Annotated in this window: 23 protein-coding genes; 17 read left to right on the forward strand and 6 right to left on the reverse strand. The window is 70.9% G+C overall.

Going from position 1 to position 23,941, the window contains the following annotated elements; all coding sequences use genetic code 11:
• Positions 1-590 precede the first annotated feature (590 nt).
• The 3 genes from CIW48_RS33805 (at position 591) to dusA (ending at position 6,619) form a co-directional block, all read left to right on the forward strand.
• Positions 591-3,008 carry a Hint domain-containing protein gene (locus CIW48_RS33805; protein ID WP_246695120.1) on the forward strand — a complete coding sequence of 806 codons (2,418 nt, stop codon included), beginning with the start codon at positions 591-593 and terminating at the stop codon, positions 3,006-3,008.
• 1,248 nt (positions 3,009-4,256) lie between these two features.
• On the forward strand, positions 4,257-4,454 hold the full coding sequence (locus CIW48_RS04430; protein ID WP_149309428.1) for a hypothetical protein: 198 nt from the start codon (positions 4,257-4,259) through the stop codon (positions 4,452-4,454).
• 1,148 nt (positions 4,455-5,602) lie between these two features.
• A complete protein-coding gene (gene dusA / locus CIW48_RS04440; protein ID WP_149309710.1) occupies positions 5,603-6,619 on the forward strand; it encodes a tRNA dihydrouridine(20/20a) synthase DusA in 1,017 nt (338 codons plus the stop codon).
• 12 nt (positions 6,620-6,631) lie between these two features.
• Here the strand turns inward: dusA and CIW48_RS04445 are convergent, their stop codons facing one another.
• From CIW48_RS04445 to CIW48_RS04455, 3 genes are read right to left on the reverse strand one after another with little or no spacing between them, the layout of a single operon-like run.
• Positions 6,632-7,324 (reverse strand): TIGR02281 family clan AA aspartic protease, encoded by a 693-nt coding sequence (locus tag CIW48_RS04445; protein WP_149309432.1) that lies wholly within the window; start codon positions 7,322-7,324, stop codon positions 6,632-6,634.
• Positions 7,321-7,533, reverse strand: coding sequence for a DUF1289 domain-containing protein (locus tag CIW48_RS04450; RefSeq protein ID WP_149309434.1), 213 nt, complete (start codon positions 7,531-7,533; stop codon positions 7,321-7,323). Before CIW48_RS04450 ends, CIW48_RS04445 begins: the two co-directional genes overlap by 4 nt.
• Before the next feature lie 52 nt (positions 7,534-7,585).
• Positions 7,586-8,410, reverse strand: a complete 825-nt coding sequence (locus tag CIW48_RS04455) for an adenosylcobinamide-GDP ribazoletransferase (RefSeq protein ID WP_149309436.1) — start codon at positions 8,408-8,410, stop codon at positions 7,586-7,588.
• 86 nt (positions 8,411-8,496) lie between these two features.
• Between CIW48_RS04455 and cobT the strand changes: the two genes are divergently transcribed.
• On the forward strand, positions 8,497-9,537 hold the full coding sequence (gene cobT / locus CIW48_RS04460; RefSeq protein WP_173009176.1) for a nicotinate-nucleotide--dimethylbenzimidazole phosphoribosyltransferase: 1,041 nt from the start codon (positions 8,497-8,499) through the stop codon (positions 9,535-9,537).
• A 144-nt stretch (positions 9,538-9,681) separates the two neighbouring features.
• Here the strand turns inward: cobT and CIW48_RS04465 are convergent, their stop codons facing one another.
• A complete protein-coding gene (locus tag CIW48_RS04465) occupies positions 9,682-11,277 on the reverse strand; it encodes an ABC transporter substrate-binding protein (protein WP_149309438.1) in 1,596 nt (531 codons plus the stop codon).
• A gap of 121 nt (positions 11,278-11,398) precedes the next feature.
• On the opposite strand from CIW48_RS04465, the gene CIW48_RS04470 reads away from it, so the two are divergent.
• The 4 genes from CIW48_RS04470 (at position 11,399) to queC (ending at position 14,299) form a co-directional block, all read left to right on the forward strand.
• Positions 11,399-12,076, forward strand: a complete 678-nt coding sequence (locus tag CIW48_RS04470; RefSeq protein ID WP_149309440.1) for a GntR family transcriptional regulator — start codon at positions 11,399-11,401, stop codon at positions 12,074-12,076.
• A 103-nt stretch (positions 12,077-12,179) separates the two neighbouring features.
• A complete protein-coding gene (locus CIW48_RS04475) occupies positions 12,180-13,133 on the forward strand; it encodes a dihydrodipicolinate synthase family protein (RefSeq protein ID WP_149309442.1) in 954 nt (317 codons plus the stop codon).
• Between the two features lie 100 nt (positions 13,134-13,233).
• A complete protein-coding gene (gene queD, locus CIW48_RS04480) occupies positions 13,234-13,590 on the forward strand; it encodes a 6-carboxytetrahydropterin synthase QueD (RefSeq protein ID WP_149309444.1) in 357 nt (118 codons plus the stop codon).
• A complete protein-coding gene (gene queC / locus CIW48_RS04485; RefSeq protein ID WP_149309446.1) occupies positions 13,580-14,299 on the forward strand; it encodes a 7-cyano-7-deazaguanine synthase QueC in 720 nt (239 codons plus the stop codon). Before queD ends, queC begins: the two co-directional genes overlap by 11 nt.
• Here queC and CIW48_RS04490 read toward each other — a convergent pair.
• The gene (locus tag CIW48_RS04490) at positions 14,286-14,852 is read right to left on the reverse strand and encodes a TetR/AcrR family transcriptional regulator (RefSeq protein ID WP_149309448.1); all 567 of its coding nucleotides are present in this window, start codon (positions 14,850-14,852) and stop codon (positions 14,286-14,288) included. The two genes, queC and CIW48_RS04490, sit on opposite strands and share 14 nt — an antisense overlap.
• A 126-nt stretch (positions 14,853-14,978) precedes the next feature.
• On the opposite strand from CIW48_RS04490, the gene CIW48_RS04495 reads away from it, so the two are divergent.
• The 6 genes from CIW48_RS04495 (at position 14,979) to CIW48_RS04520 (ending at position 20,445) form a co-directional block, all read left to right on the forward strand.
• Positions 14,979-15,941 (forward strand): quinoprotein relay system zinc metallohydrolase 2, encoded by a 963-nt coding sequence (locus tag CIW48_RS04495; protein ID WP_149309450.1) that lies wholly within the window; start codon positions 14,979-14,981, stop codon positions 15,939-15,941.
• Positions 15,942-15,982: 41 nt separating this feature from the next.
• Entirely contained in the window at positions 15,983-16,822 is an 840-nt protein-coding gene (locus CIW48_RS04500; RefSeq protein ID WP_149309453.1) for a quinoprotein dehydrogenase-associated SoxYZ-like carrier, read from the forward strand.
• 2 nt (positions 16,823-16,824) lie between these two features.
• Positions 16,825-17,421: a rhodanese-like domain-containing protein gene (locus CIW48_RS04505; protein WP_149309455.1), complete on the forward strand. Its 597-nt coding sequence runs from the start codon at positions 16,825-16,827 to the stop codon at positions 17,419-17,421.
• Between the two features lie 215 nt (positions 17,422-17,636).
• Positions 17,637-18,455 carry a 3-methyl-2-oxobutanoate hydroxymethyltransferase gene (gene panB / locus CIW48_RS04510; protein ID WP_149309457.1) on the forward strand — a complete coding sequence of 273 codons (819 nt, stop codon included), beginning with the start codon at positions 17,637-17,639 and terminating at the stop codon, positions 18,453-18,455.
• Between the two features lie 13 nt (positions 18,456-18,468).
• A complete protein-coding gene (locus tag CIW48_RS04515) occupies positions 18,469-18,750 on the forward strand; it encodes a DUF333 domain-containing protein (protein WP_149309459.1) in 282 nt (93 codons plus the stop codon).
• A gap of 138 nt (positions 18,751-18,888) precedes the next feature.
• Positions 18,889-20,445 carry a serine hydrolase gene (locus CIW48_RS04520; protein WP_149309461.1) on the forward strand — a complete coding sequence of 519 codons (1,557 nt, stop codon included), beginning with the start codon at positions 18,889-18,891 and terminating at the stop codon, positions 20,443-20,445.
• Between the two features lie 21 nt (positions 20,446-20,466).
• Here CIW48_RS04520 and CIW48_RS04525 read toward each other — a convergent pair whose 3' ends face one another.
• Positions 20,467-21,462: a hypothetical protein gene (locus CIW48_RS04525; protein ID WP_149309463.1), complete on the reverse strand. Its 996-nt coding sequence runs from the start codon at positions 21,460-21,462 to the stop codon at positions 20,467-20,469.
• A 193-nt stretch (positions 21,463-21,655) separates the two neighbouring features.
• Here CIW48_RS04525 and thiE point away from each other — a divergent pair, with 193 nt between their 5' ends.
• The 3 genes from thiE (at position 21,656) to CIW48_RS04540 (ending at position 23,929) form a co-directional block, all read left to right on the forward strand.
• Entirely contained in the window at positions 21,656-22,366 is a 711-nt protein-coding gene (thiE, locus tag CIW48_RS04530) for a thiamine phosphate synthase (protein WP_149309465.1), read from the forward strand.
• Positions 22,363-23,178 carry a bifunctional hydroxymethylpyrimidine kinase/phosphomethylpyrimidine kinase gene (gene thiD / locus CIW48_RS04535; protein ID WP_149309467.1) on the forward strand — a complete coding sequence of 272 codons (816 nt, stop codon included), beginning with the start codon at positions 22,363-22,365 and terminating at the stop codon, positions 23,176-23,178. The genes thiE and thiD overlap by 4 nt, the downstream gene beginning before the upstream one ends.
• A gap of 124 nt (positions 23,179-23,302) precedes the next feature.
• Positions 23,303-23,929, forward strand: a complete 627-nt coding sequence (locus CIW48_RS04540; protein ID WP_149309469.1) for an XRE family transcriptional regulator — start codon at positions 23,303-23,305, stop codon at positions 23,927-23,929.
• Positions 23,930-23,941: the final 12 nt, after the last annotated feature.

Consider the following 23,941-nt stretch of genomic DNA (forward strand, 5'->3'; position numbering starts at 1 on the left):
GTTTCGCCGGTTGGCATCCCGTGATATCCGATGTCCTCCCGCGCCCTTCATCGGCCTCCGGGCGCGCGGCGCCCCCGGCGGGACGCATCGCGAGGGAGAACACGGCACGGATCAAGGAACGTGACGGCGGCTGACGAACGCGGTGCACTGGCGGGGCAGTGAGCCGGGCCGCCTGGTTCGAGAGGCTGTCCCGACTCCGGATGGGAAGCCTTTCGGTCCAGATACTGCAACCGCGCTGCATCCCTGCGCGGAGACCGATTCTCGATAGTCCTTCAGCGAGACCACCGTGAACCGCCCGGCTCCGGCCGCGGCGGTTTTTGGTGCTGGTGGCCCGCAGCTTGCGATAACCCGGCATTCCTCCCAGGGATTCACTCAGCCCCGCCGGCACCGCCGCGCGGGGCCTTTTCATGCGCTCATGCCTGTCGCGGAAATGGCACGCCGACGGTCCAAATCAGCCTCGGCGGCAGGCGCATCAATTTCTGATTGACATCACCCTCGACACCTCGCGCACGCAAGCGTCAGGCTAGAGGCCAGAGCACGGCCACGCACGTTGCGAGCGCCGTGATTGTCACCGGGACGAGGCGGTCGGCATGTCGGGTGGTTTGGGCGGCGCGAACGGTGACGGTATCGCCGGCGGCGCAGGCGGCGGCGGCTACAACGGCACACCCGGCACGGCCGGTACGACAGATACCCCGACCTTCGCGTCTTATGGTGGCAGCGGCGGCGGGGGCGGGGGCGCCGGTGGCGGTGGCGGTGGCCACGGCGGGGGCGGCGGCGGCAATACCGGTGGGACTGCGCAGAGTCCGAACGGTCTACAAGGTGCCAGCATCGGCGGTGGCGGCCCCGGCGACAAACTCGGCGCCGGCGGCGGCGGCGGCGGTTATGGCGGCGAGAATGGCAACGGGGCGGGCACCAGCGCCCTGGCGAACCTCGGACTGCTCGTTGGAGGCAACGGCGGCACGGGCGGGGGCGGTGGTTCAGCCTTTATTTCCGCCGCTGGAGCCTTCGCCTATGGCGGCGGCGGCGGCGGCGGCGGCGCGGGCGGCTACGGCGCGATTAACACAGGCGGTGCGGCCAGCAACACTGGTACGATCTCTGGCGGCAGTGGCGGGGCGGGCGGAACGGCGGGCGGTGCGACCGCGGCTAGTGGCACCGCGGTGGGCGGCGTCGGTGGCCAGGGCGGCGGCGGCGGCGTCGGCCTCTACTTCGCGGGGGGCACCAACCTCAACAACAGCGGTACAATCTCCGGCGGCAACGGCGGGGCGGCTGGTGGCGCGGCCACGTTTGGCTCCGCGACCGGCATTGCCGGTGCGGCTGGCGCAGGCGGTGTAGGTGTTGTCGGCGCCAACATCAGCATCACCAATACCGGCGCGATCTCCGGTGGCCTGTCCGGTGACGGTACGGTGCGCGCCGACGCGATCGACTTCACAGGCGGCAGCAACAGCCTGACGCTGGGCGGCGGCCTCGGCGGCGGGATCGGCGTCGCCGGTTCCCTATCAATCGATCCCGGCACGGCCGCGGGCGTAACTCGAAATCTCGGCAACCAGATCCACGACTACAACGGCACCCCAGGCAGCCTCACGAAGGTCGGTGACGGTACGCTGGCGCTGCTCAGTCCCAATTCCTACTCGGGCGGCACCACGATCGCCGGCGGCACGCTGCAGCTCGCTGCGCCGACCTCGGCCGGCACGGGAGCGATCACCTTCGCCAGCATGTCGGGCACAGCAACCGCGCGCCTCGGGCTCGATTTAGCAGCCCAGCCGACAAGCGGCGGCACCTTCTCCAACACCATTCGTAATTTCGGCAGTGGCAATGAGATCAATCTTGCCGGGCTGACCAACTCCAGTGTCAGCTACAACAGCGCAAACAGTTCGATCACGGTGACTGGCACCAGCTCCGGCGGTGGCCGAGTGAACGAGAACTTCCAGCTGTCCGCACCGCGCACCACCAACTTCGAGGCGGTATCGGACGGGCAAGGCGGTACGATCGTGCGCGCTGCCGCGGCCACGAACCCGACGCAGCCTACCAATCCGACCAACCCCACGCAGCCGACAAATCCCTCGCAGCCAGGTAACCCCTCAAGCCCATCCCAGCCGGCCAACCCCGCCCCTTGCTATGTCACCGGCACTCGCATCCGCGTCCTGCGCGGACGGGTGATCTCGGACGAGCCGGTGGAGAGCTTGGTGATGGGCGACCTCGCCATCACGGCCGCCGGCAAGCCACGTCCCATCCGCTGGATCGGCTCTCGCCGCTATGTCGGCATGACGGCTCCGGATGCCGAACGGCCGGTCCGCATTCGCGCCGGCGCACTCCACGACGGTGTGCCTGCTCGCGACCTGCTGGTCTCGCCTGACCATGCCGTGTGGCTGGACGGGCTCTTCGTCGCCGCTGGCCTTTTGGTCAACGGCACGAGCATCACCCGTGGCGAGGCGGTGGCAGATCTCGTCTACTGGCACATCGAGTTGGACAGCCACGACCTCTTGCTCGCCGAAAACACCCCGGCGGAGAGCTTCCTGCCTGCTCCGGGCGTGCGCGCGGGCTTCGACGATCAGGGCACCAACAGCGACGCGGAGGCGTCGCCCCAGCCCTACGCCCCGCGCACCGAAGTTGGGCCGGAGTTGGCCGCGCTGCGCAAGCGCCTGATCCGACGCTCTGGCGCGTCGGCCGAGCCGATGGGGTTCGGCACCGTGCGGGCGTGGCTTGACCGGTGCGATGGCACCCGCGTGGCAGGATGGGCGCAGGATACGGCGGACCCTGACGCCCCTGTGTGCCTGGACATCGTGGTCGACGGTCGGATCGTGGCGATGACCGTGGCCGCATTGTACCGGGCCGACATTGCGGCCGCAGGGGTAGGCGACGGCCGCCACGGCTTCGACCTCGGCTTGGCGACTCCCTTGGCCCTGGGCGCGCCGCACGTGGTCGAGGTGCGCAGGTCGGTCGACGATGCGGTGATCTGTGCGATAGCGACAGACGCAGCAGGCGTGTGGACGCCGTTGTTGGCGGCGTGATCGGCGCGTCCGCTCCGCTACGACAGGGGCAACGACATCATCGCCTGCCGCGCGGGCGACGGAACGTACCTAGCCGGCTCGCCCTACGTGTTGGAGCCGGCGGTCAGGCTCGTCCGGCGGCCGTAGCCCGGCCCCCACGTGTGGGGAATTCATCTGCCGAGGCAGCGATGCACTCCGCGCCGGATTCAAGCCCATGCCCGTCACGACGTAGATCCGAAAAGCCCGCCTGGCCCGCCGGCGCGGGCTTTTTCGGGAGGAGCTACCTGGCAATTCGAGACTGCTGTTGCCGATGCCATGCATCGCATATGTGCACAAAATCCAAACCCAGATCTGGTTGAGCTCGAAATCTTGGCATATCGGCGCAGTTAATACGCAGATTCGGACTCCGTTAACTTAGAACGAAGCTGCGACGGATCGATCGCCCTCTGTTCGCTTTGGCTTCTTGATCGCAACGCTCGGAGTTTCCGATGACGATGGCAGAAATTATTGCCTTCTCTTTGCTTTCCGCTGGCCTGATCCGAGCCGCCATAGCATTCAGTCGCTGAAGAGCCGATCGGAACCACCCCCAGCACTCGACCATCGAGACCGCAGCAGGTTCAATCGATCTTTGGGTGAGCCGCGGGTCATATCGACTCGGCTCATCGCTGGTGAGATCAGGCGCTCCCCCGTGAGCAGATCGGGGCGGGGCTGCGCGGACGCTTAGCGGACCGGCAACCATCCGGCTCTACCCCGCCGACATGTCCGACCTCCCACCTGCCGTCGCCTCCTGACGCGACCAGATCGAGCGCCTGTCCGAGCACGCCTCGCCGTGCCGGTACCTCCTGCCGGCGAAGTGGGCAGCCATGCGGGCGAACGCGCTGGCCTTCCTCGACCAGTTCGGCGCCGAAGCGAACCGGCTGGGCTGGACGACGCCGCAGCTCTTCGGCGTCCATCCGGATCACGGCTTCCTGCGCGTGGCATAGGCCGGTGCCCTGATGGTCAACGACAGCCGGGTCACCGGCGTCGAGCCCGACCGGATCGTGTTCGACCGCTTCTCCGGCTCCCGGACGAAGCCCGGCCAGACCTGGGGCCGCCGGTCTGGGAGTTCGCGGCCAAGGGGCGCGGCTGATCCCGCCTGTGATCTGCGAGGATGTCGGGGGCAACCACGGTCTTAGCCGGCGCAGGTTGTTGCGTCGGCCAAGCCATTAACGCGGCAGGCCTTTTCGCAGCGCATCATGGCGGTATGTCCACTCACATACCGAGCCAGCGATGCATTTCGAGATCCGATCCACCGGCCGCCATCTCTGGACCTGGGTGCTGCTCGACGCGACGCACATGACGGTGACGGAATCGGACCGGACCTTCCCGTCCGAGGCCCAGGCATCGGCGGCGGCGCTGGCCTTCTCGAAGCTCGTCACCCGAGCCGGCAAGTCGCTGACCGCGCCGATGTCGGGCAGCCTGATCTGATCCGAGCGTAATTTGCGCGCAAGCCTATGGCGTGACAGCCGAAATCGGACGCCCTTCACATTCGTCCACCGGCCGCGGAGATCGTCGGCGCCGATGCCTTGAATGACGGGCGGCTTCGTCTACGTCGCGATCATCCCGGATGCCTGTTCGCGGCGGGTGGTCGGCTATGCGCTTAGCCGCTCCATCGATGCCCGCCTGACCGTCGCGGCCTTGCGCGTGGCCATTCAGCGTCGTTGTCCAGCGCCAGGGCTAGCCACCACACGGACCGCGGCAGTCCATACGCAGCGGAGGCGTATCGGACGGTCTTGGCCGGGCACGGCCTTGGTGGCGCAATGGGCCGAGGCGGCAATCCCTACGATAACGCCATGGCTGAGAGCTTCATGAAGACGCTCAAGAAGCAACACGCCCAGCACACGGTCAAAACCGCCGCCTGACCGTGCCCATCTCCAGCGGCCCATTCTAACTGATGGCTGTCCGCACGGCTGGCATGGGTCGACGCTGTGTCAAAACGCGGGGGTATTGCGAAGTCGTAGAACAAACGTCTCCGCAGCAGCCGGAGATCTCCAGAGCGACTGGCTTGTGGCAACAAGAAGCTCCTGAGGCCGATGTCACGCTTCTTCGAGAGAACATTTTTCGACGGCAGCCGATAGTATTCGAGTTTTGACACAGCCTCGGTCGGATGGGGCCATCGTACGATTTTGTCGCCATCGCGAGAAACGGCCACTGCGCAAACCGATCCCCGGTCCGGCGGATGTGGGTGTAGCGCTGCAGGCTCTGCCAGTCGCGCGGTTCGGCGATGTAGCGGTCGATCGCCGCACTGAGCGTTGGATCCTCGGTCTTCGCCTGGTCCAGGACGCCGGGCGCGGCGAGTTCCTCCTCGCGCTTCCTGATCCAGGCCGTGGCCGCCGCGCGCCGGTCGAAGGTCCGGGTTTCGCGATCGACCTTACTGTCTCTTTTGACGGCGATCTGGGCGTGATACCCGTCGTCCCGTTCTTCCGCGCGCGCTCAACGATGGCCCCCATCGTGCTCCCCCGCGGCGGTACAACACGGGGTCGAGCAGGCACAGCAAAGCTGTACTACGAGCAATCCGACGCCCGATCAGGCACGCCGAGGCCCGGCGAGGTACAGCACGAGAGCGACAGCAAGTGATTGCCGGACCGGAAGAACCCAGAAATCTCAGCGGATGGCGCTTCTCCGTCGCCCCGATGATGGACTGGACCGACCGGCATTGCCGCGCGTTCCACCGGTCCCTCTCGGCCCGCGCGCGGCTCTACACCGAGATGGTGACCACCGGTGCGGTGCTGCACGGGCCGCGCGAGCGACTGCTCGGCTTCGCGGCGGTCGAGCATCCGGTGGCGGTCCAGCTCGGCGGCTCGGACCCGGCCGAGCTGGCGCAGGCCGCCCGGATCGCCGCGGATCTCGGCTATGACGAGGTCAACCTCAATGTCGGCTGCCCCTCGGACCGGGTGCAGGAAGGCCGCTTCGGCGCCTGCCTGATGCGCGAGCCGGCCCTCGTCGGCGATTGCGTGGCGGCCCTGAAGGCGGCGGTCACCGTGCCGGTGACGGTGAAGTGCCGGATCGGCGTCGACGACCAGGATCCCGAGGCGGCGCTCGACACCCTGGCCGACGCCGTGGTCGCGGCGGGCGTCGACGGGCTGATCGTCCACGCCCGCAAGGCCTGGCTCCAGGGGCTCTCGCCCAAGGAGAACCGGGACTTGCCGCCCCTCGATTACGGCCGGGCGGCGCGGCTGAAGCAGCGGCTTCCCGGGCTGCCGATCGCGGTCAATGGCGGCCTGCGCGATCTGGACGCCGCGCGGGCGCGGCTCGCCGAGGTCGACGGCGTGATGGTCGGCCGCGCCGCCTATACCGAGCCGGCGCTGCTGCTCGGCGTCGATCCCGCCCTGTTCGGCGTGCCGGCCCCGGCCCCCGACGCCTTCGCGGCGGTGGCGGCGTTCGAGCCCTACATCGCCACAGCCCTCGCCCGGGGTGAGCGCCTGCACGCGGTCACCCGGCACATGCTCGGGCTGTTCAACGGCCGGCCGGGCGCGCGGGCCTTCCGGCGCCACCTCTCGACCCACGGCATGCGCCCGGAGGCCGATCTCGCGACCCTGCGGGAGGCGGTGGCGCTGGTCTCCCGCGCCGCGCCCGAAGCCCGCGCGGCCTGAGTGGCAGACCGGTCAGGGCCGGCGCAGGATCAGGCGGTCGCCCCGGACCTCGTAGCCGGAGAGCCGCGACAGGAAGGTCTGACCGAGGAGATTCGCCGACAATGCGCCCGGCTTGGCCACCATGGCGTTCACCCGCCGCTCGGTGATCGTGCCGACGCCGAGCGAATCGAGCTGTGTCGGCGCCGCGTAGGTGATGCCGTTGGCGGTGGAGACGCGAGCGGTGAAATCGGCGGGCGCGGGCGTGAGCCCCAGGGCTGCGGCGTTCTCGGCGGTGAGCACGACGCTGCTCGCCCCGGTGTCGAACAGGAAGGGCTGCACCCGGCCGTTAACCTCGGCGTCCACTCGGAAGTCGCCATCCGCCCGCCGGGTTATGGTGACGGCCCCGTTGCCGCCCGAGGTCGCGCTTCCCGGCCGGAGGTCGCCGAGCACCCGGGCGCTCACGTCCTGGATCCGGTCGCGGTAGCTGTAGCCGATCACGAGGGCGAGGCCGATCAGCCCCCAGGCCAGGAGCGCCTGCAGATTGGCGCCGAGCCGCGCCGTGAATTGCCGCCAGAACCCGGCCACCACCAGGAGCAGGATCGTGCCGGTCCAGGCGAGGTTGGCGAGCTGGTCGGGCCCGATCACGCCGCCGACGCTGTCGCTGCCGTCGCTGAGGACCAGGGCGACGACCACCAGGGCGAGGGCGGCGAGGCCGAGATAGATCATGACGGCAGCGGCGCTTCGAGGGGCGTGAGGCGGGCGGCGCGCATCCGGGCCTCAAGTCCCGCCATGATGGCGCGGCGCTGGGCCTCCGACAGCGCGCCCCAGGCGGCGATCTCGTCGCGGGTCCGCCCGCAGCCGCAGCACAGGCCGGTCGCGGCGTCGAGGACGCAGACCTTGGTGCAGGGCGAGGCGGGTTTCGGCGCGGGCGGCATCGGTGATCCTTGGCCGGGGGATCGTGGTCCGGTCAAGACGGGGCGCGCGTCCTCACTCCGCCACCGCAGCCACCAGGGCCAGCAGGGCGGCGATGTCCGCAACCTGCTGGCAGGCGCCGATCACGTCCCCGGTCTGGCCCCCGATCTTGGCGCGGGCCAGCCGGGTGAGGCCCAGAGTCGCGAGGCCGGCGCACAGGATCATCAGCGCGACCCCGCCGGGCGGCAGGCCGAGCGGCACGGCGCCGAGCGCCAGGACCGCGCCCAGACCGAGGGCGGTGGCGAGACTCGCCCGGTCCGGGCGGCCGACCGAGGCGGAGAGCCCGCCGGGCCGGGCCAGAGGCAGCAGCACCATCGGGGCGAGGGCGGCGACCCGCGACAGGGCGGCCGACAGGATCAGGCCGGTGGCGGCGGCGTAGCCGGTCCGGTCGAGAAGTGTCGCCAGGGCGCCGATCCGCAGGGCCAGCGCCAGGACCAGGGCCGCGCCCCCATAGGCGCCGATCCGGCTGTCGCGCATGATCTCCAGGCGGCGCTCCCGCGTGGTGCCGCCGCCGAACCCGTCGGCGACGTCGGCGAACCCGTCCTCGTGCAGCGCCCCCGTGGCCACCACCAGGATGGCCACCGCGAGCGTCGCGGCCAGGAACGGCCCGAGCCGGATGGTCCAGGCGGCCACCAGCACCAGGGCGGCCGGCAGCGCGAGGATCAGCCCGGCCAGGGGTAGCATCCGCGGCAGGGTGGTGAAGTCGGGGCTCCGGTGCGGGTCCGGCTCGCCGGGCAGTTGCGGCACCGGCAGGCGGGAGTAGAAGCGCAGGCACCCGGCGAGGTCGTAGAGGGCGCTGCGCCCGGGCCAGTCGGCCTCACCGCCGGTCTGCCTGTCCATCGCGGTCTCTCGCATCCGCCCGCCACCGCGCGCCGATCCAGTATAATCTCCCCGTCCGGGGGCGCCCACAGGAAATCATCGCCGCCATGACCGACCCGATGACCGCTCCCGAACCCGGCCCCTTCGACGACATCCGCAACCTGCTGAAGGCGATGCCGGGCCCCGACACGGAGGCGCAGGCCGCCGTCGCGGCCCGGGACGCGACCCTGACGAAGCCCGCGGGCTCTCTCGGGCGGCTGGAGAGCCTCGTGTCCTGGCTGGCGGCGTGGCAGGGCAAGGCACCGCCGAGCTTCGACCGGCCGCTGGTCTGCGTCTTCGCCGGCAGCCACGGGGTCACGCGCCGGGGCGTCTCGGCCTTCCCCGATGCGGTCAACCGGCAGATGCTCGACAATTTCGCCGCCGGCGGCGGGGCGATCAACCAGATTTGCGCCGCCTACGGGCTCGGCTTCAAGGTGTTCGACCTCGCCCTCGACATGCCCACCGGCGACATCACGGAGGGGCCGGCCCTCGACGAGCGCGCCACGGTCGCCACCATGGCGTTCGGCATGGAGGCAGTGGCCGCCGGCACCGACTGCCTCGGCATCGGCGAGATGGGCATCGGCAACACCACGGTGGCGGCCGCCCTCTACGCCGCCTTGTTCGGCGGCGACCCTGCCCACTGGGTCGGGCGCGGGACTGGAATCGACCGGGACGGCCTGTCCCGCAAGGTCGCGGCCGTGGAGGCGGCGATGCGTCACCATGCCGGCCATCTCGACGATCCGCTGCAGGTGCTGGCGCGCCTGGGCGGCCGTGAGATCGCCGCCATGGCGGGGGCGATCCTGGCGGCCCGGCTGCAGCGCATTCCGGTGGTGATCGACGGCTACGTGGCGACCGCCGCGGCCGCCGTGCTGCACGCCGCCGATCCGAGCGCCCTCGACCATTGCCTGGCCGGCCACGTCTCGGCGGAGGGCGTCCACGCGGAGGTTCTGGAGCGGCTCGGGCTGGTGCCGCTTCTGGCGCTCGGCATGCGCCTCGGCGAGGCCTCGGGCGCCGGGATGGCGATGGGCCTGCTCAAGGGTGCGCTCGCCTGCCACACCGGCATGGCGACCTTCGCGCAGGCTGGGGTTTCCGAGAGGGGCGCGGGCTGAAGCCGCAAGTGCATCCGCGCCCTCGCGCCATCGCGAGCGCGGCGAAGCGATCCCGCGGCACCGCGCTCACCGCCGTCCGCTGCCCTGGGTTGCTTCCCTGCGCTCGCGCCCACAAAGACGGCGCTCCTTCGGGACCGCCGGTGGTCAGGCGGTCTTCTCGATGTTCCAGAAGAACTGCACGGGCGCCATCACCATGCCCTTGAGCTTCGAACTCACGGCCATCGGCTGCTGCACGAGGCCTGCCGGGGCGTAAGGCACGACCTCGAAGGCCCGCTCCTCGATGCGGGCGGCGAGCGCCTTCTGCTGCGCCTCGTCGCTCGTGGCGATCCACTCGCTGCGCAGCGATTCCAGCGTCGGATCGTCGGGCCAGCCGAACCACGCGGCCTGACCGTTGGCCCGGATCAGCGGGTGGAGCGCCGGGTTCAGCACATCCGCGCCCGACCAGAGCGTGTGGAACAGCGACCATCCGCCGGCATCGACCGGCCCGCGATTGCCGCGGCGGGCGATGAAGCTGCCCCAGTCGGTGGAGACCAGATCGACGTTCATCCCGAGCTGCTTGAGCAGGTCCTGGGTCACCAGCGACTGGTTATAGGCGATCGGCTGGTCGGCCGGGGCCAGCAGCACCACCCGCTCGCCCTTGTAGCCGGCCTTGGCCAGCATCGCCTTGGCCTTGGCGAGATCCGCCTGCATGGCGGCGGCCCCGCCGGCGCCGGTCGACATCGGCGAGCCCGGCGTGAAGAAGGTCTTGGCCTCCCGGTAGTATTCCGGGCTGCCGACCACCGCCTGCATGTAGTCGTCCTGCTTCATGGCCATCATTACGGCCCGGCGGATCTCGGGATTGTTGAACGGCGGCTGCGTGTGGTTGAACCGCATCAGCAGGATCAGCCCGAGCGGCACGTTGCGGATCTCGATCCCCGGCTTGCCCTTGAGGACCGGGATCAGGTCGATCGCGGGCTGCTCGTACCAGTCGACCGCCCCCTGGATCATCGCGCCGACCGCCGCCGAGGCCTCGGTGATGGCGAGCCACTCGATCCGGTCGACCTTGGCGACCTTGCCGCCGGCCGCCCAGGAGGGTGCCTCCTCGCGGGGCCTGTAGCCGGCGTGGCGCGTGTAGATCGCGTTCTGGCCGGGGATCCATTCCCGCGCCTCGAAGCGCCAGGGCCCGGAGCCCATGGCGTCGGCGATCGGCTTGGAGGCGTCCTGCAGGGCGATGCGCTCCGGCATGATGAAGGGCACGTTGGAGGACAGCTTGCCGAGCGCCGCCGGGAGGAGGGGGAACGGCTTCTTCAACGCGATGGTGAAGGTCCGCGCGTCCTCCTGGCCGTACGCCTCCACGAAGCCCGCCAGGGTCTGGCCGAAGGCGTCCCGCTTGGACCAGCGCGCCACCGAGGCGATGCAGTCCTTGGCCTCGACCGGGGCGCCGTCGTGGAAGGTGAGACCGTCGCGGAGGTGGAAGGTCCAGCGCAGGCCGTCGGGCGCGACCTGCCAGTCGCTGACCATCTGGGGCTGGATCCGGAAATGCTCGTCTGTGGCGAACAACGTGTCGTAGACGAGATAGCCGTGGTTGCGGATGACGTAGCTCGTGGCGACGATCGGATCGAGGGACGGCAGGGGCGTCGAGGGGATGAAGCGCAGCACGCTGCCGCCACCGGACTGGGCCCGGGCGAGGTACGGGCGGCCGATGCTGGCGGCGGCCGCGCAGGCGGTCCCGGCCAGAAGCTGGCGACGGTGAAGCGTCATCGCGGGCAACCCCTCTGCTATACAGGGCCCCCGAGCCCCGCTGGATTTTATACAATTTCAACACCGGGGCCTCGCCGTCAAGGGCCTCGACCACGACCGGGCCCGACGGTGGAGCGCGACGATGAAGAACCGGACCATCGCGGGTTCGATCGGGTCCGAGATCCGGCGCCGCATCCTCGACGGGCGCTACCCGGCCGGGTCGCAGCTCCGCCAGGACGGCCTCGCGGCGGAATTCGGCGCCAGCCGCATCCCGGTACGGGAAGCCCTGTTCCAGCTCGAAGCCGAGGGCCTGGTGCGAATCCACCCGCACCGCGGGGCGACGGTGGCGCCGCTCTCGCCGGCGGACGCGGCCGAGGCCCTCGAACTCAGGGGCACCCTGGAGCCCCGGCTCCTATCCCTGTCGGCCCCGCGCCTCACCGCCGAGGATTTCGCGCGGGCCGACGCTCTGCTGGAGGATTACGCCGCGGCATTGCGCGACGGCGCGACGGCGCGCTGGGGCGCCCTCAACACGGATCTGCACCTCCTCCTCTACGGCCGGGCCGAGCGCCCCCGAGCCCTCGCCCTCGTCGGCTCCCTCCTGGCCGAGTGCGACCGCTACACGCGCCTACAGCTGTCAACGGACAACGCCGAGTTGGAACGGGCCGACCGCGAGCACCGCGAGATCGTCCGGCTGTGCCGGAACGGCCACGTCTCGGCCGCCTGCGCCCTCCTGACCGACCATATCGACCACGTCGCCGCCGCGCTGATGGCCTTCCTCGGCGAGACTTCAGGGCTGACGAAATCGGCCGGGATTGTATAAAATCCTTGCCAGAATCGCACGTCGCTGCCATGGAGAGACACGCCGCCCGGCGCGACCTGCAAGGCCCGCCGGGACGATCCTCCTCCCAGCAGACGAGCCGGCGATGGCCTCCGACCGACACATCTTCTCCGGCACGATCCCCGCCCTGATGACGCCCTGCCGGCCGGATCGGACGCCCGATCTCGACGCCCTCGCGCGGAAGGGGAAAGACCTCGTCGCCGAAGGGATGTCGGCGGTCGTCTATTGCGGCTCGATGGGCGACTGGCCGCTCCTGAGCGACGAGGAGCGGATGGAAGGCGTCGAGCGGCTGCTGGCGGCCGGCGTTCCGGTGATCGTCGGGACCGGCGCGCAGAACCCGAAGCGGGCGGCGGCGCTCGCGGCGCATGCCAAGGCGGCCGGCGCCCACGGCCTGATGATCATCCCGCGGGTGCTGTCGCGCGGCAGCTCGGCGGCGGCGCAGGAAGCCCATTTCTCCGGCATCCTCGAGGCGGCCGTCGACCTGCCGTCGGTGATCTACAACAGCCCCTATTACGGCTTCGAGACCCGCGCGGATCTGTTCTTCAGCTTGCGCAGCCGCTACCCACACCTTGTCGGATTCAAGGAATTCGGGGGCGCGCAGTCGCTCACCTACGCGGCCGAGCACATCACCGGCCAGTCGCCCGAGATCACCCTGATGGTCGGGGTGGATACGCAGGTGGTGCACGGCTACGTCAATTGCGGCGCCCGGGGTGCCATCACGGGCATCGGCAACGTCCTGCCGCGGGAAGTCCTCCACCTCGTCGCCTTGTGCGAGAAGGCGGCGGGCGGCGACGTCCTGGCCCGGCGGCGGGCGGAAGAACTCGATTCCGCCCTGGCGATCCTGTCCAGCTTCGACGAGGGAACCGACCTCGTCCTGTACTACAAGTACCTAATGGTGCTGGAAGGAAACCCGGAATACGAACTCCACTTCAACGCCTCCGACGCGCTGAGCGCCGGCCAGCGCCACTATGCGGAGAACCAGCTGCGTCTGTTCAAGGCATGGTACGCGCAGTGGTCGGAGGAGGCCGCCGGGGCCTGATCCTCCACCGCGGCCGCCGCAGGGCAGCCCATCTTTGCGCGGGACCGCCCGTCGGCGTTATGGCGGGTGCGAGATCGGTCCGAGCCCGCGAATCCCGCCCATGAAGATCACCCAAGCCTTCACCTTCGAGGCGGCCCATCGGCTGCCAAACGTGCCCGAGACCCACCGCTGCCACCGGATGCACGGGCACTCCTACCGGGTCGAGCTGACGGTGGCCGGCCCGGTCGATCCCCAGACCGGCTGGGTGATCGACTTCTACGACATCGAGTCGATCTTCGGCCCGCTGCTGGCGCGGCTCGACCACCATTGCCTCAACGAGATCGAGGGGCTGGAGAATCCGACCGCGGAGAACATCGCGGCCTGGATCTGGCAGCGCCTGCGGCCGGACCTGCCGGGCCTCGCGCGGGTGCGGATCGCCGAGACCCCGATGTCCTGGGCCGAGTACGATGGCGAGTGACGCCGCGATCCCGGGCGACCGCGCCGCGCTGGTTCTGTTCTCCGGGGGCCAGGATTCGGCCACCTGCCTGGCCTGGGCGCTGGACCGGTTCGGCCATGTCGAGACCCTCGGCTTCGACTACGGACAGCGCCACCGGGTCGAGCTCGACCGCCGTGCGGCCCTGCGGGCGGGCATGACGGGCCTCAACCCGGCCTGGGCATCCCGGCTCGGCGACGACCACACGGTCGCGCTCGACGCACTGGGACAGATCTCCGAGACGGCGCTGACCCGGGAGGCCGCGATCGGTTACGAGGCGTCGGGTCTGCCCAACACCTTCGTTCCCGGCCGCAACCTCGTGTTCCTGACCTTCGCGGCCGCGCTCGCCTATCGGCGGGGGCTCCGGCACGTGGTCGCCGGCATGTGCGAGACCGACTATTCCGGCTATCCCGATTGCCGGGACGACACGATCAAGGCCCTGCAGGTGGCGCTCAATCTCGGCATGGAGCGGCGCTTCGTGCTGCACACGCCGCTGATGTGGCTCGACAAGGCGCAGACCTGGGGCCTCGCCGAGAGCCTGGGCGGACAGGCGCTGGTCGACCTGATCGTCGAGGAGAGCCACACCTGCTATCTCGGCGAGCGCGGGAAGCGGCATCCCTGGGGCTACGGCTGCGGGACCTGCCCGGCGTGCCGCCTGCGGGCAGACGGCTACGCCCGGTTCATTGCGGCCTGAGCCCGTCGACCAGCACCGCCAGCGTTCCCCGGAAGGCGGCCGGGCTCGCGAACAGCCGTTCCATCAGCAGCGCGCCTTCCAGCGTGGCGACGACGTAGCGGGCGAGGGCCGCCGGATCGGCCCCGCCGCGCACTGTGCCGTCTGCCTGCCCCGCGCGCAGGATCGCCTCCAGCCACGCGAGGTGATCGGCGAAGAAAGCCGCGATGTCGCGGCGCAGGCGCTCGGGTAGCGCCTCGCCCTCGATGGCCAGCGCCGCGCACAGGCAGCCGAGCCCCTGCTCGACGCCGCCGAGATAGAGCCGCCCATAGGCCTCGACCCGGCCCGGCCCGTCCGGCACGTCGAGGCGGATCGTCTCCAGGGCGGCGGCGTAGCGCGCCGCGTAGGCCGCCACCAGGGCAGCGCCGAGATCGACCTTGGTGGGGAAGTGGTGGTGGATGCTCGCCTTGCGGATGCCCACCGCCGCGGCGAGGTCGGCGTAGCTGAAGCCGGCAAAGCCGCGGCCCCGCACCAGGGTCTCGGCCTGCATCAGCAGCTCGGCGCGGGTATCCCTCATCGCGGCGATCGTCGCTCCAGCTCACGGGAATATGGGGCCCGTTGCGATATCGGCCGTGGCCCACCCCTTGACCGAGGCGCAATCTACCTACTTAATGGTAGACAATCAAGATCGGGAGGTTTCGGCATGACGGCATCTGCCGTCCATCCGGGGACGCTGGCCACCGGGCTGACGCGGCGGCACGCCCTCTTTGCGGGGTTCTGCCTGTGCTGCGCGCCGACGCTGGGCCGCGCCGCCGAGAGCTTCACGATGGAGGAGGTCGGGCCGGGCCTGTTCGTGCGCAAGGGCCTGATCGCCGACGCCACGCCCGAGAACGCCGATGCCATCGCCAATATCGGCTTCCTCATCGGCAGGAACGGCGTGGTGGTGACCGAATCCGGCGGCAGCCTCGCCGACGGCCAGTGGCTGCGCGCCGAGATCGTCAAGCGCACGGACAAGCCGATCACCCACGTGGTGCTGACCCACGTTCACCCGGACCACGTCTTCGGGGCGGGGGCCTTCGTCCAGGACAAGCCGGTCTTCATCGGCCACGCCAAGCTCACCGAGGCGCTGTCGGCGCGGGGCGAGTTCTACCGCAAGCGGCTGATCGATCTCCTCGGCGAGGACCGCACCGGTCCGGTGGTCTACCCGACCCTGAGCGTCGCCGACACGGCCGAGATCGACCTCGGCGACCGCCGCCTGACCTTCACGGCCCACGGCCCGGCGCACACGACCTCGGACCTGTCGATGATCGATTCCGGCAGCGGCCTGCTGTTTCCCGCCGACTTGCTGTTCGTGAACCGGATCCCGTCCCTCGACGGCAGCCTCAAGGGCTGGCTGATGGAGATCGAGCGGCTGAAGGCCATGGGTGCGACCCGCGCGCTGCCGGGCCACGGCCCCGTGGCGGTGGATCTCGCCCCGGCGCTCGCCGACCTCTCCGGCTACCTGAAAGCCCTGCGCGACGGCACCCGCGCGGCGATCGCCCGGGACGTTCCCATCGACAAGGCAGTGACCAGCGTCGCCGCGGACCAGCGGGACAAGTGGGCGCTGTTCGACACCTATAACGGCCGCAACGTCACCGTGGCCTACCAGGAACTCGAGTGGGAATAGGTTTCAGGATCCCCATATCCAAGCCAATCGGGAGGCACGCCATGACTCACAGGATCGGACAATCAGTCTCCACCCTCGCCCTCGGCTTCGTCCTGGCGACGAGTGCCCTGTCCGGCCCGCTCGCCGGCATGGCGCAGGCGGCCGGCGCCTCCGACACCGATCAGGAGCGGGCAGTCCGCTGGCAGGAGATCGCCAAGTCGATCTTCGGCGACCGTCAGATCGCCCCGACCGACAGCCTCGTGAAGATCGAAGCGCCCGCCCGAGCACTGGACGCCGCCCTGGTGCCGATCACCCTGACCATGCCCAATGACGGGCAGATCAAGGCGGTCTCGCTGATCATAGACGACAACCCGGCGCCCTACGCGGCCAAGTTCGAGTTCGGCCCGGCTGCCGACCCGGCGGAGCTGAAGCTGCGGGTGCGGGTCAACAACTACACCGACATGCATGCCGTGGTGGAGACGACGGACGGCACGCTCTACGAGGCCAAGCAGTTCGTGAAGGCGTCCGGCGGTTGCTCGGCCCCGATGGGCATGAGCGACGAGGAGGCCATGAAGGGCATGGGCGACATGCGCATGAAGTTCGCCGAGACCGCGGCCGGCAAGCCCGTGGAGGCGACGCTGATGATCCGCCACCCGAATTTTTCCGGCATGCAGATGAACCAGGTGACCCGCGACTACACGCCGGCGCGCTACATCGACAAGCTCACCGTCTCGGCGGGCGACCGGACGGTCTTCACCATGACGGGCGACATCTCGATCGCCTCGAATCCCGTGATCAACTTCGCGTTCAAGCCGGACGGCAAGCCGATCCAGGTGGCGGCCTCCGACAACCAGGGCGGCCGCTGGCAGCACAGCTTCACCCCCCCGAGCCCGACGAACTGAGCATGCGGCGCCTCCTCCTGACCGGCCGGGCCGCGGCGGCCTGCGCTGCTTTCCTCTGCCTCGCCGCCGCGCCAGCGGATTCGCCGCTCAACGTCCCCGAGCCGGAGGGGCTCTATGCCGGTCCTCCGAAGGGCTACACGCCGCCGACCCTGAGAGGGGCGGCGGTGGTCGACGCCGATGCCGTCGCCGCCCTGATGGCCGGCCCCGACAAGCCGGTGCTGCTCGACGTGGCGGCCCCGGACCGCAAGCCATCGAACTTCCCGGAGGGCCGCCTCTGGCTGCCGGTGCATCCCTCGATCCCCGGCGCCGTCTGGATGCCGGAGGCCGGCGCCGAGCCCCTGGCACCGGCGCGCGAGGCGCTGTTCTATGCCCGCGTCGCGGCCCTGACCGGGGGCGACAAGGCCAAGCCCGTCGTGGTGTTCTGCCACGTGGAGTGCTGGGGCAGCTGGAACGCCGCCAAGCGGCTGGTGCTGAAAGGCTATACCGGCGTGCGCTGGTTCCCTCAGGGCGTCGAGGGCTGGCAGGAGAAGCACGCGACCGCAAACCTGAAGGTCGATCCGGACTGGAGGGCGGGTGCCGAGCCGCAGGCGGGGCGCTGACCCGCGGCGTCGGCCGGTGTAAGAGGAGCAGTTCCTCTCAGGCGAGGGCCTGAAAGCCACTGAATTCAGCGGACCGGGCACTCTCCTCCCCCCTTGCGGGGAGGCGTTGGAGGTGGGGGTGGTGCAGAAGGCACCACGGCCCCTAATCCTGAACCACCCCCACCCCCGGCCCCTCCCCACAAGGGGAGGGAAGAGAGCCGAAAGGGATCTGAACCATGTCGCAGGTCGTGCAGTCCCGACGGCTCCGGGCCATCGATATCGGCAAGCGCAAGGCCGAGGGGCGCAAGATCATCGCGCTCACCGCCTATCACGCCCACACGGCCGGCATCGTCGATCCCTATTGCGACTTCATCCTGGTGGGCGATTCCCTCGGCATGGTCATGCACGGGATGGAATCGACGATTCCCGTCACCCTGGAGATGATGATCCTCCAGGCCCAGGCAGTGATCCGCGGCACCGAGAAGGCGCTGGTCGTGGTCGACATGCCGTTCGGCTCCTACGAGGCGAGCCGCGAGCAGGCCTTCCTCAGCGCCTCCCGGGTTCTGAAGGAGACCGGCGCCGGGGCGATCAAGATGGAGGGTGGCGCCCATTTCGCCGAGACGGTGGCGTTCCTCGTCCAGCGCGGCGTGCCGGTGATGGGCCATATCGGGCTCACGCCGCAGGCGGTGAACACGATGGGTGGCTTCAAGGTGCAGGGCCGGGCCCCCGACGACGAACGCCGCCTCCTGGAGGATGCCCGCGCGATCTCCGAGGCTGGGGCCTTCGCGATCGTGCTGGAGGGCATCGTCGAGCCGGTGGCGCGGGCGATTGCAACCTCACCCCAGGTCAGCGCCGCCACGATCGGCATCGGCGCCTCGGCGGTCTGCGACGGGCAGATCCTGGTGCTGGAGGACATGCTCGGCCTTTCCGAGCGCACGCCGAAATTCGTGCGCCAGTTCGGCAGCCTGCGGGCCCATATCGAGGAGGCTGTGAAGGCCTACGCGGACGAGGTCCGGGCCGGGCGGTTCCCGGCCGACGACCACACCTACGGGTAGGGCAGGGCAGCCCATGGATCGTCCGATCGTGCCCTTGGGCCTGCGCGCCGCGAGGCTTGTCGTCGTGCTCGCGATAGGCGCCGCCATCGCGCGCCCGGGAACGGTGCACGCGCTGGAAAACCCGGCCTCGGCCTTCTGCGCGACGATGGGCGGACAATCCATCATCGCGAAGCTGGCGGATGGGGGCGAGATCGGGCTCTGCGCCCTTCCGGGCCGGAAGATCGTCGAGGAATGGACGCTGTACCGGATGCTCCACGGCGTGAAGCCGACACCCGACGCCAACCCGTTCCGATAGCCCGGCCGGCGCGTCCGGTCCGGTTCTCATCGGGCCGGCCACGCATTCGAGGCGCGGCCCGTGCCGGCGTGATTGATCTCCCCGGCCTGACGATGCCACTCTCGTCGCCCGAGTTCTCTCAGGCGGGAGCGACAACTCATGCAGCGGGCCCGATCGCGCCGTCGCCTCGTCCGCGTGTGCCTCGCCCTCGGCCTGATCGCGGTCGGGCCCGGAGCCGGATCCGCCGGGTCGCTCACGCGGGCGCAGGTCGAGGCGCAGCTGCCGGCGCTGGAGGCGCTGGCGCAGCGGGCCGTCGACGCGGGCGCCGTGCCGGGCCTCGCGGTCGCGGTCGTCCTCGGCGACGAGACGCTCCTCCTGAAGGGATACGGTCTCAGGCAGGCCGGGAAGCCCGAGCCGGTCGGCCCCGACACGGTCTTCCAGATCGCCTCCCTGTCCAAGCCCGTCACCGCGACGATCGTGGCGGCCCTGGTGGGCGACGGGGTGGTCGACTGGGATTCGCGCGTCGCGGATCTCGATCCCGCCTTCCAGCTGCACGAGGCCTACCCGACCGCGCAGGTCACGGTGCGCGACTTCCTCAACCATCGCAGCGGGCTGCCGGGGATCGCCGGCGACGATCTGGAGTCGATCGGCTTCGGCCGCGACGCGATCCTGCACCGGCTCCGCCACGTGCCACCCGCCTCGAGCTTCCGCGCCGGCTACGCGTACAGCAATTTCGGCTTCACCGAGGGCGCGGTCGCCGCCGCGAAGCCGACCGGCCAGTCCTGGGAGGCCGTGGCCCGGGACCGGCTGTTCCGGCTCCTCGGGATGACCGCCACCGGCACGACCCACGCGGAGTTCCTGGGCCGGGCCGACCGCGCGACGCTCCACGTCCGGGCCGGCGGTGTCTGGGCCGCCAAGGTCGAGCGCAACCCCGACGCGCAGGCCCCGGCCGGCGGCGTCAGCGGCCCTGTCCGCGACCTCGCGCGCTGGTTGCGGCTCGTGATCGGCAACGGCCGCTTCGAAGGCGCGCAGCGCGTCGCGGCCGCGGCCCTGGCGCAGACGCACGTCCCGCTCATGGCCCGCGGCCGCAACCCCGTGACCGGGGCCGCGTCCTTCTACGGCCTCGGCTGGAACGTCGAGTACGGCCGCCACGGCCTCGTGTGGGGCCACGCGGGCGCCTTCAGCGTCGGGGCGCAGACGCTCGTCTCGATCCATCCGGAGGCCGGTCTCGGGATCCTCGTCCTGACCAACGCCTTCCCGTCCGGCGTGCCGGAAGGGCTCGCCGACAGCTTCGCCGACCTTGTCTTCGACGGCCGCGTCGGCCGGGACTGGGTGACGGCCTGGGGGGCGGCCTACGAGAACCTGTTCGCGCCGGGCATCGCCGCCGACAAGGCGGCCTACGGGACGCTGCCGGCGTCGCCCTCCGCGCCCCTGGCACCGTCGGCCTACGCGGGGCGCTACGCCAACGCCTATGTCGGCGAGGCCGTGGTGGCCGAGGCGGACGGCGCCCTGACGCTGACGCTCGGTCCCGGCGGCGCGCGCCGCTACCCCCTCCGGCACTTCGACCGCGACCTCTTCCTCAGCTTCCCGGACGCGGAGGCGCCCGATCGCCCCTCCGCCATCCGCTTCGCCATCGGGAGCGACGGCCGGGCCGCCGCCCTGACGGTGGACGCGCTCAACGCGAGCGGGCTCGGCACCCTCGCGCGGCAGGATTGAGCCCGGACAGCACCGCGGCCGTCACCCCGCGCGCCGCGACGGCAGCCGCAGGCCCGGGGCCGGGCGCTCCAGCAGCACCTCCCGGCGGAAGCGCACCAGCCGCGCCGGCCGGCCGGCGGCGCCGCTGGTGACGCTCTCGGTCTCCTCCACCAGCCCCTGCTGGGCCACGAGGCGCCGGAAGTTCTGCTTGTGCAGCTGCGTCCCCGACAGGGCCTCCACGGTCTTCTGCAGCTGCAGCAGGGTGAATTCCGGCGGCATCAGCTCGAACACCACCGGGCGGTACTTGATCTTGCCCCGCAGCCGCCCGATCGCGGTGGCGAGCACACGCCGGTGGTCGAAGGCCATCGGCACGCCGGTCGGGTCGTTCGGCAGGGCCGGGCCCGGGTTGCCCCGCGCCTCCGGGATCAGCCCGGCCTCGAACAGCAGCTCGTAGCGCTCGAGGACGCGCTCCTCGTTCCACGTGCCGCCGTTCATGCCGAAGGTCAGGCCGAGCCGGTCCAGGCGGCGGGTCCGCGTGGCGCAATCCTCGGGTTCGGACGCCCAGGCGGCGAGCCGCGCCTCGATGGCGTCGAGCTGGCGCGGGCGCCCCTGCCGGAAATCCTCGTAGGGCAGATAGCGGTACCAGTTCTGCCAAGCGGCCTCGGCGATCCCCGCCGGCCGCTCCTCGCGGACGAGCGCCAGATAGGCCACCGAGAGCGAGTGCACCCCCGACACGGTCGCCGTGCCGGAGCGGTCGCGGTCGCCGAAAGTATAGAGCTGCTCCACGTAGCCGAGGCGCTGGTGCGTCTGCCGCTCGACCCAGGCGCGCAGGCCCCGCTCCAGCGTGGCGTGCTCGGGGACGAGGGGCCCGGCCGGCAGGCCGTCGCCGCGGCCGGGCGCCTGGTCCGGGACCCGGATCGTCAGGGCGCGCGGCTCCCCCTTGGTCGCGGCGATGATCACCGCGACGAGGCCTACGGAGGAGCGCTCCGGCGGGGCCTGCGCCCCGCGCGCATCCGTCTGCGTCGCGGCACCCTTCATCGTTCCTCGACCGCCTCTCCCCGGGATGCGCCGTAGCGGGTCCCACCTATAGGGGGACAGGATCGCCGCGCGTCAACGCCGCCGTATGACGGAACGGGCCTGGCCCGCTTGCCAACGCCGCAAGGGCTGCCCAAACAGGGCTCCGGGAGGGCCGGCACGGAGCCGGCCGGGGGCGTATCGAGCGACGACAGCGATGCCAGCGAGCGCCACTTCTCCCGCGACCGGCAGCCGGGCCGTCGACCTGCGGCTCTACGGGCTCCTGGACGTCGGCGTCTGCGGCGACGACGGGGCGCGGCTGGCGGAGCTCGGCGCCGAGGCGGTGGCGGGGGGCTGCACCCTGCTCCAGTACCGCGAGAAGGACATCGCCGATGCCCGGGCCGCCCTGGCGCGGATCCGGGCGATCCTGGCGGCGGTGGGCGGCCGCATCCCCGTCCTCGTCAACGACCGCGTCGACCTCGCCCTCGCGGCCGGAGCCGACGGGGTGCATCTCGGCCAGAGTGACCTCCACCCGGCCGACGCGCGCCGGCTCCTGGGGGAGGGCGCGATCATCGGCCTCACCCTGAAGAAGCCCGCCCAGGCCGACGAGCTGTACCGGCTGCCCGTCGACTACGCCTGCATCGGCGGCGTGTTCGCCACCACCAGCAAGGACAATCCCGACCCGCCGGTGGGCCTCGACGGCTTCGCCAGCATCGCCTTCCGCGCCCGCCTCGCCCGCGGGGCCGGCCTGCCGCTCGGCGCCATCGCGGGGATCGGCCTCGACAACGCCGCCGCGGTGATCGCCGCGGGGGCGGACGGCGTCGCGGTGATCACCGCCTTGTTCGGCGCCGAATCCGTGCGTCAGCGTGCCCGCGATCTGCGCGCGCGGATCGACGCCGCCCTGGCCGAGCGGGCGGGCGCCCGATGAGCACCCCCGCCCCCATCGCAGTGACGATCGCGGGCTCGGATTCCGGCGGCGGCGCCGGCATTCAGGCGGACCTCAAGACCTTCTCGGCGCTGGGCGTCTACGGCGCCAGCGTGATCACGGCGCTGACGGCGCAGAACACCAAGGGCGTCCAGGGCATCCACGACGTGCCGGCGGATTTCGTCGCCTGTCAGATCGACAGCGTGTTCTCCGACCTCGCCGTGAAGGCCGTGAAGGTCGGCATGCTGTCCCAAACCGCGGTGATCGCGGCGGTCGCCGAAGGCCTGGCGCGCCACGCCGGGTCGATCCCGGTCGTTCTGGACCCCGTGATGGTGGCCACCAGCGGCGACCGGCTGATCACCGACGCGGCCGTGGCGACGCTCCGCGAGCGCCTGCTGCCGCGGGCCGACCTGATCACCCCCAACCTGCCGGAGGCAGCGGTGCTCCTCGGCGAGGCCGTCGCGACGGACCCGGCGACGATCGTGGCCCAGGCGCGCCGGCTCCTGGCCCTCGGCGCCCGGGCGGTGCTGATCAAGGGCGGTCACGGCACGGGGCGCGAGAGCATCGACCACCTCGTCACCGCGGACGGCGCCCTGCGGACTCTGTCGGCGCCGCGGATCGCCACGCGCAACACCCACGGCACCGGCTGCACGCTCTCGGCCGCGGTGGCGGCGGGACTCGCCCAGGGCCTGGCGCTGCCCGAGGCGGTGGCGGACGCCAAGGATTACCTCACGGCCGCCCTCGCGGCGGCGGACAGCCTGGCGGTCGGGACCGGGCACGGGCCGGTCCACCACTTCCACGCCGTCTGGTCGTAGATCGGTCGGGCGCCGGCGCTTTCCGGTGCGCATACCGCCCGCCGCCTTGCAACCGGGCAGCGATTGCGTTTGAAGAAGCGCACGATCGTTCGGATAACGGAACGGCGCAGGCGGATCGGGAACGATGCAGGATCAGGCGGAACGGCCCGACCGGGCGCGGGGGCGCGACCTGCTGACCGGGGCGCAGGTCCTCTCCGGCCAGCTCGGCAAGACCATCCAGCGGTTGCGCAAGGCCTACAACCTGTCGCTCTCGGAACTGGCCGAGCAATCGGGCGTGGCCAAGTCAATCATCAGCCAGATCGAGCGCAACGAGACCAACCCGACGCTCGCGACGATCTGGCGCCTGTCGCAGGCGCTCGACGTGTCCATCGAGCGGGTCCTGGCTACCGGCGACGAGGAGCCGTTCATCGAGAAGACCTCCCGGGCCGACACGCCGATCCTCGTCTCCGAGGACGGGAAGGTGCGGCTGGCGATCATCGGCTGGGTCAAGACGATCGAGTGGCTGCAATGGTACGAGGTCACGGCCGATCCCGGCGGCCTCCTCGATTCGGACCCGCACCAGCGCGGTTCGGTGGAGTCCCTGTCGGTCACCGAGGGGGCGTTCGAGGTCGAGATCGGCGGCATCGTGCAGCGGGCGCGGGCCGGCGAGACCCTGCGCTATCGCTGCGACCGGCCCCACCTCGTGCGCTGCACGGACGGCCCGGCCCGGGCCACCATGGTGGTGATCATGAAGGCCGCCGTGATGGAGTGAGGCGGCTCGCGC

Origin of the sequence: Methylobacterium sp. P1-11, from assembly GCF_008329595.1 — a bacterium.
Taxonomy (GTDB): domain Bacteria; phylum Pseudomonadota; class Alphaproteobacteria; order Rhizobiales; family Beijerinckiaceae; genus Methylobacterium.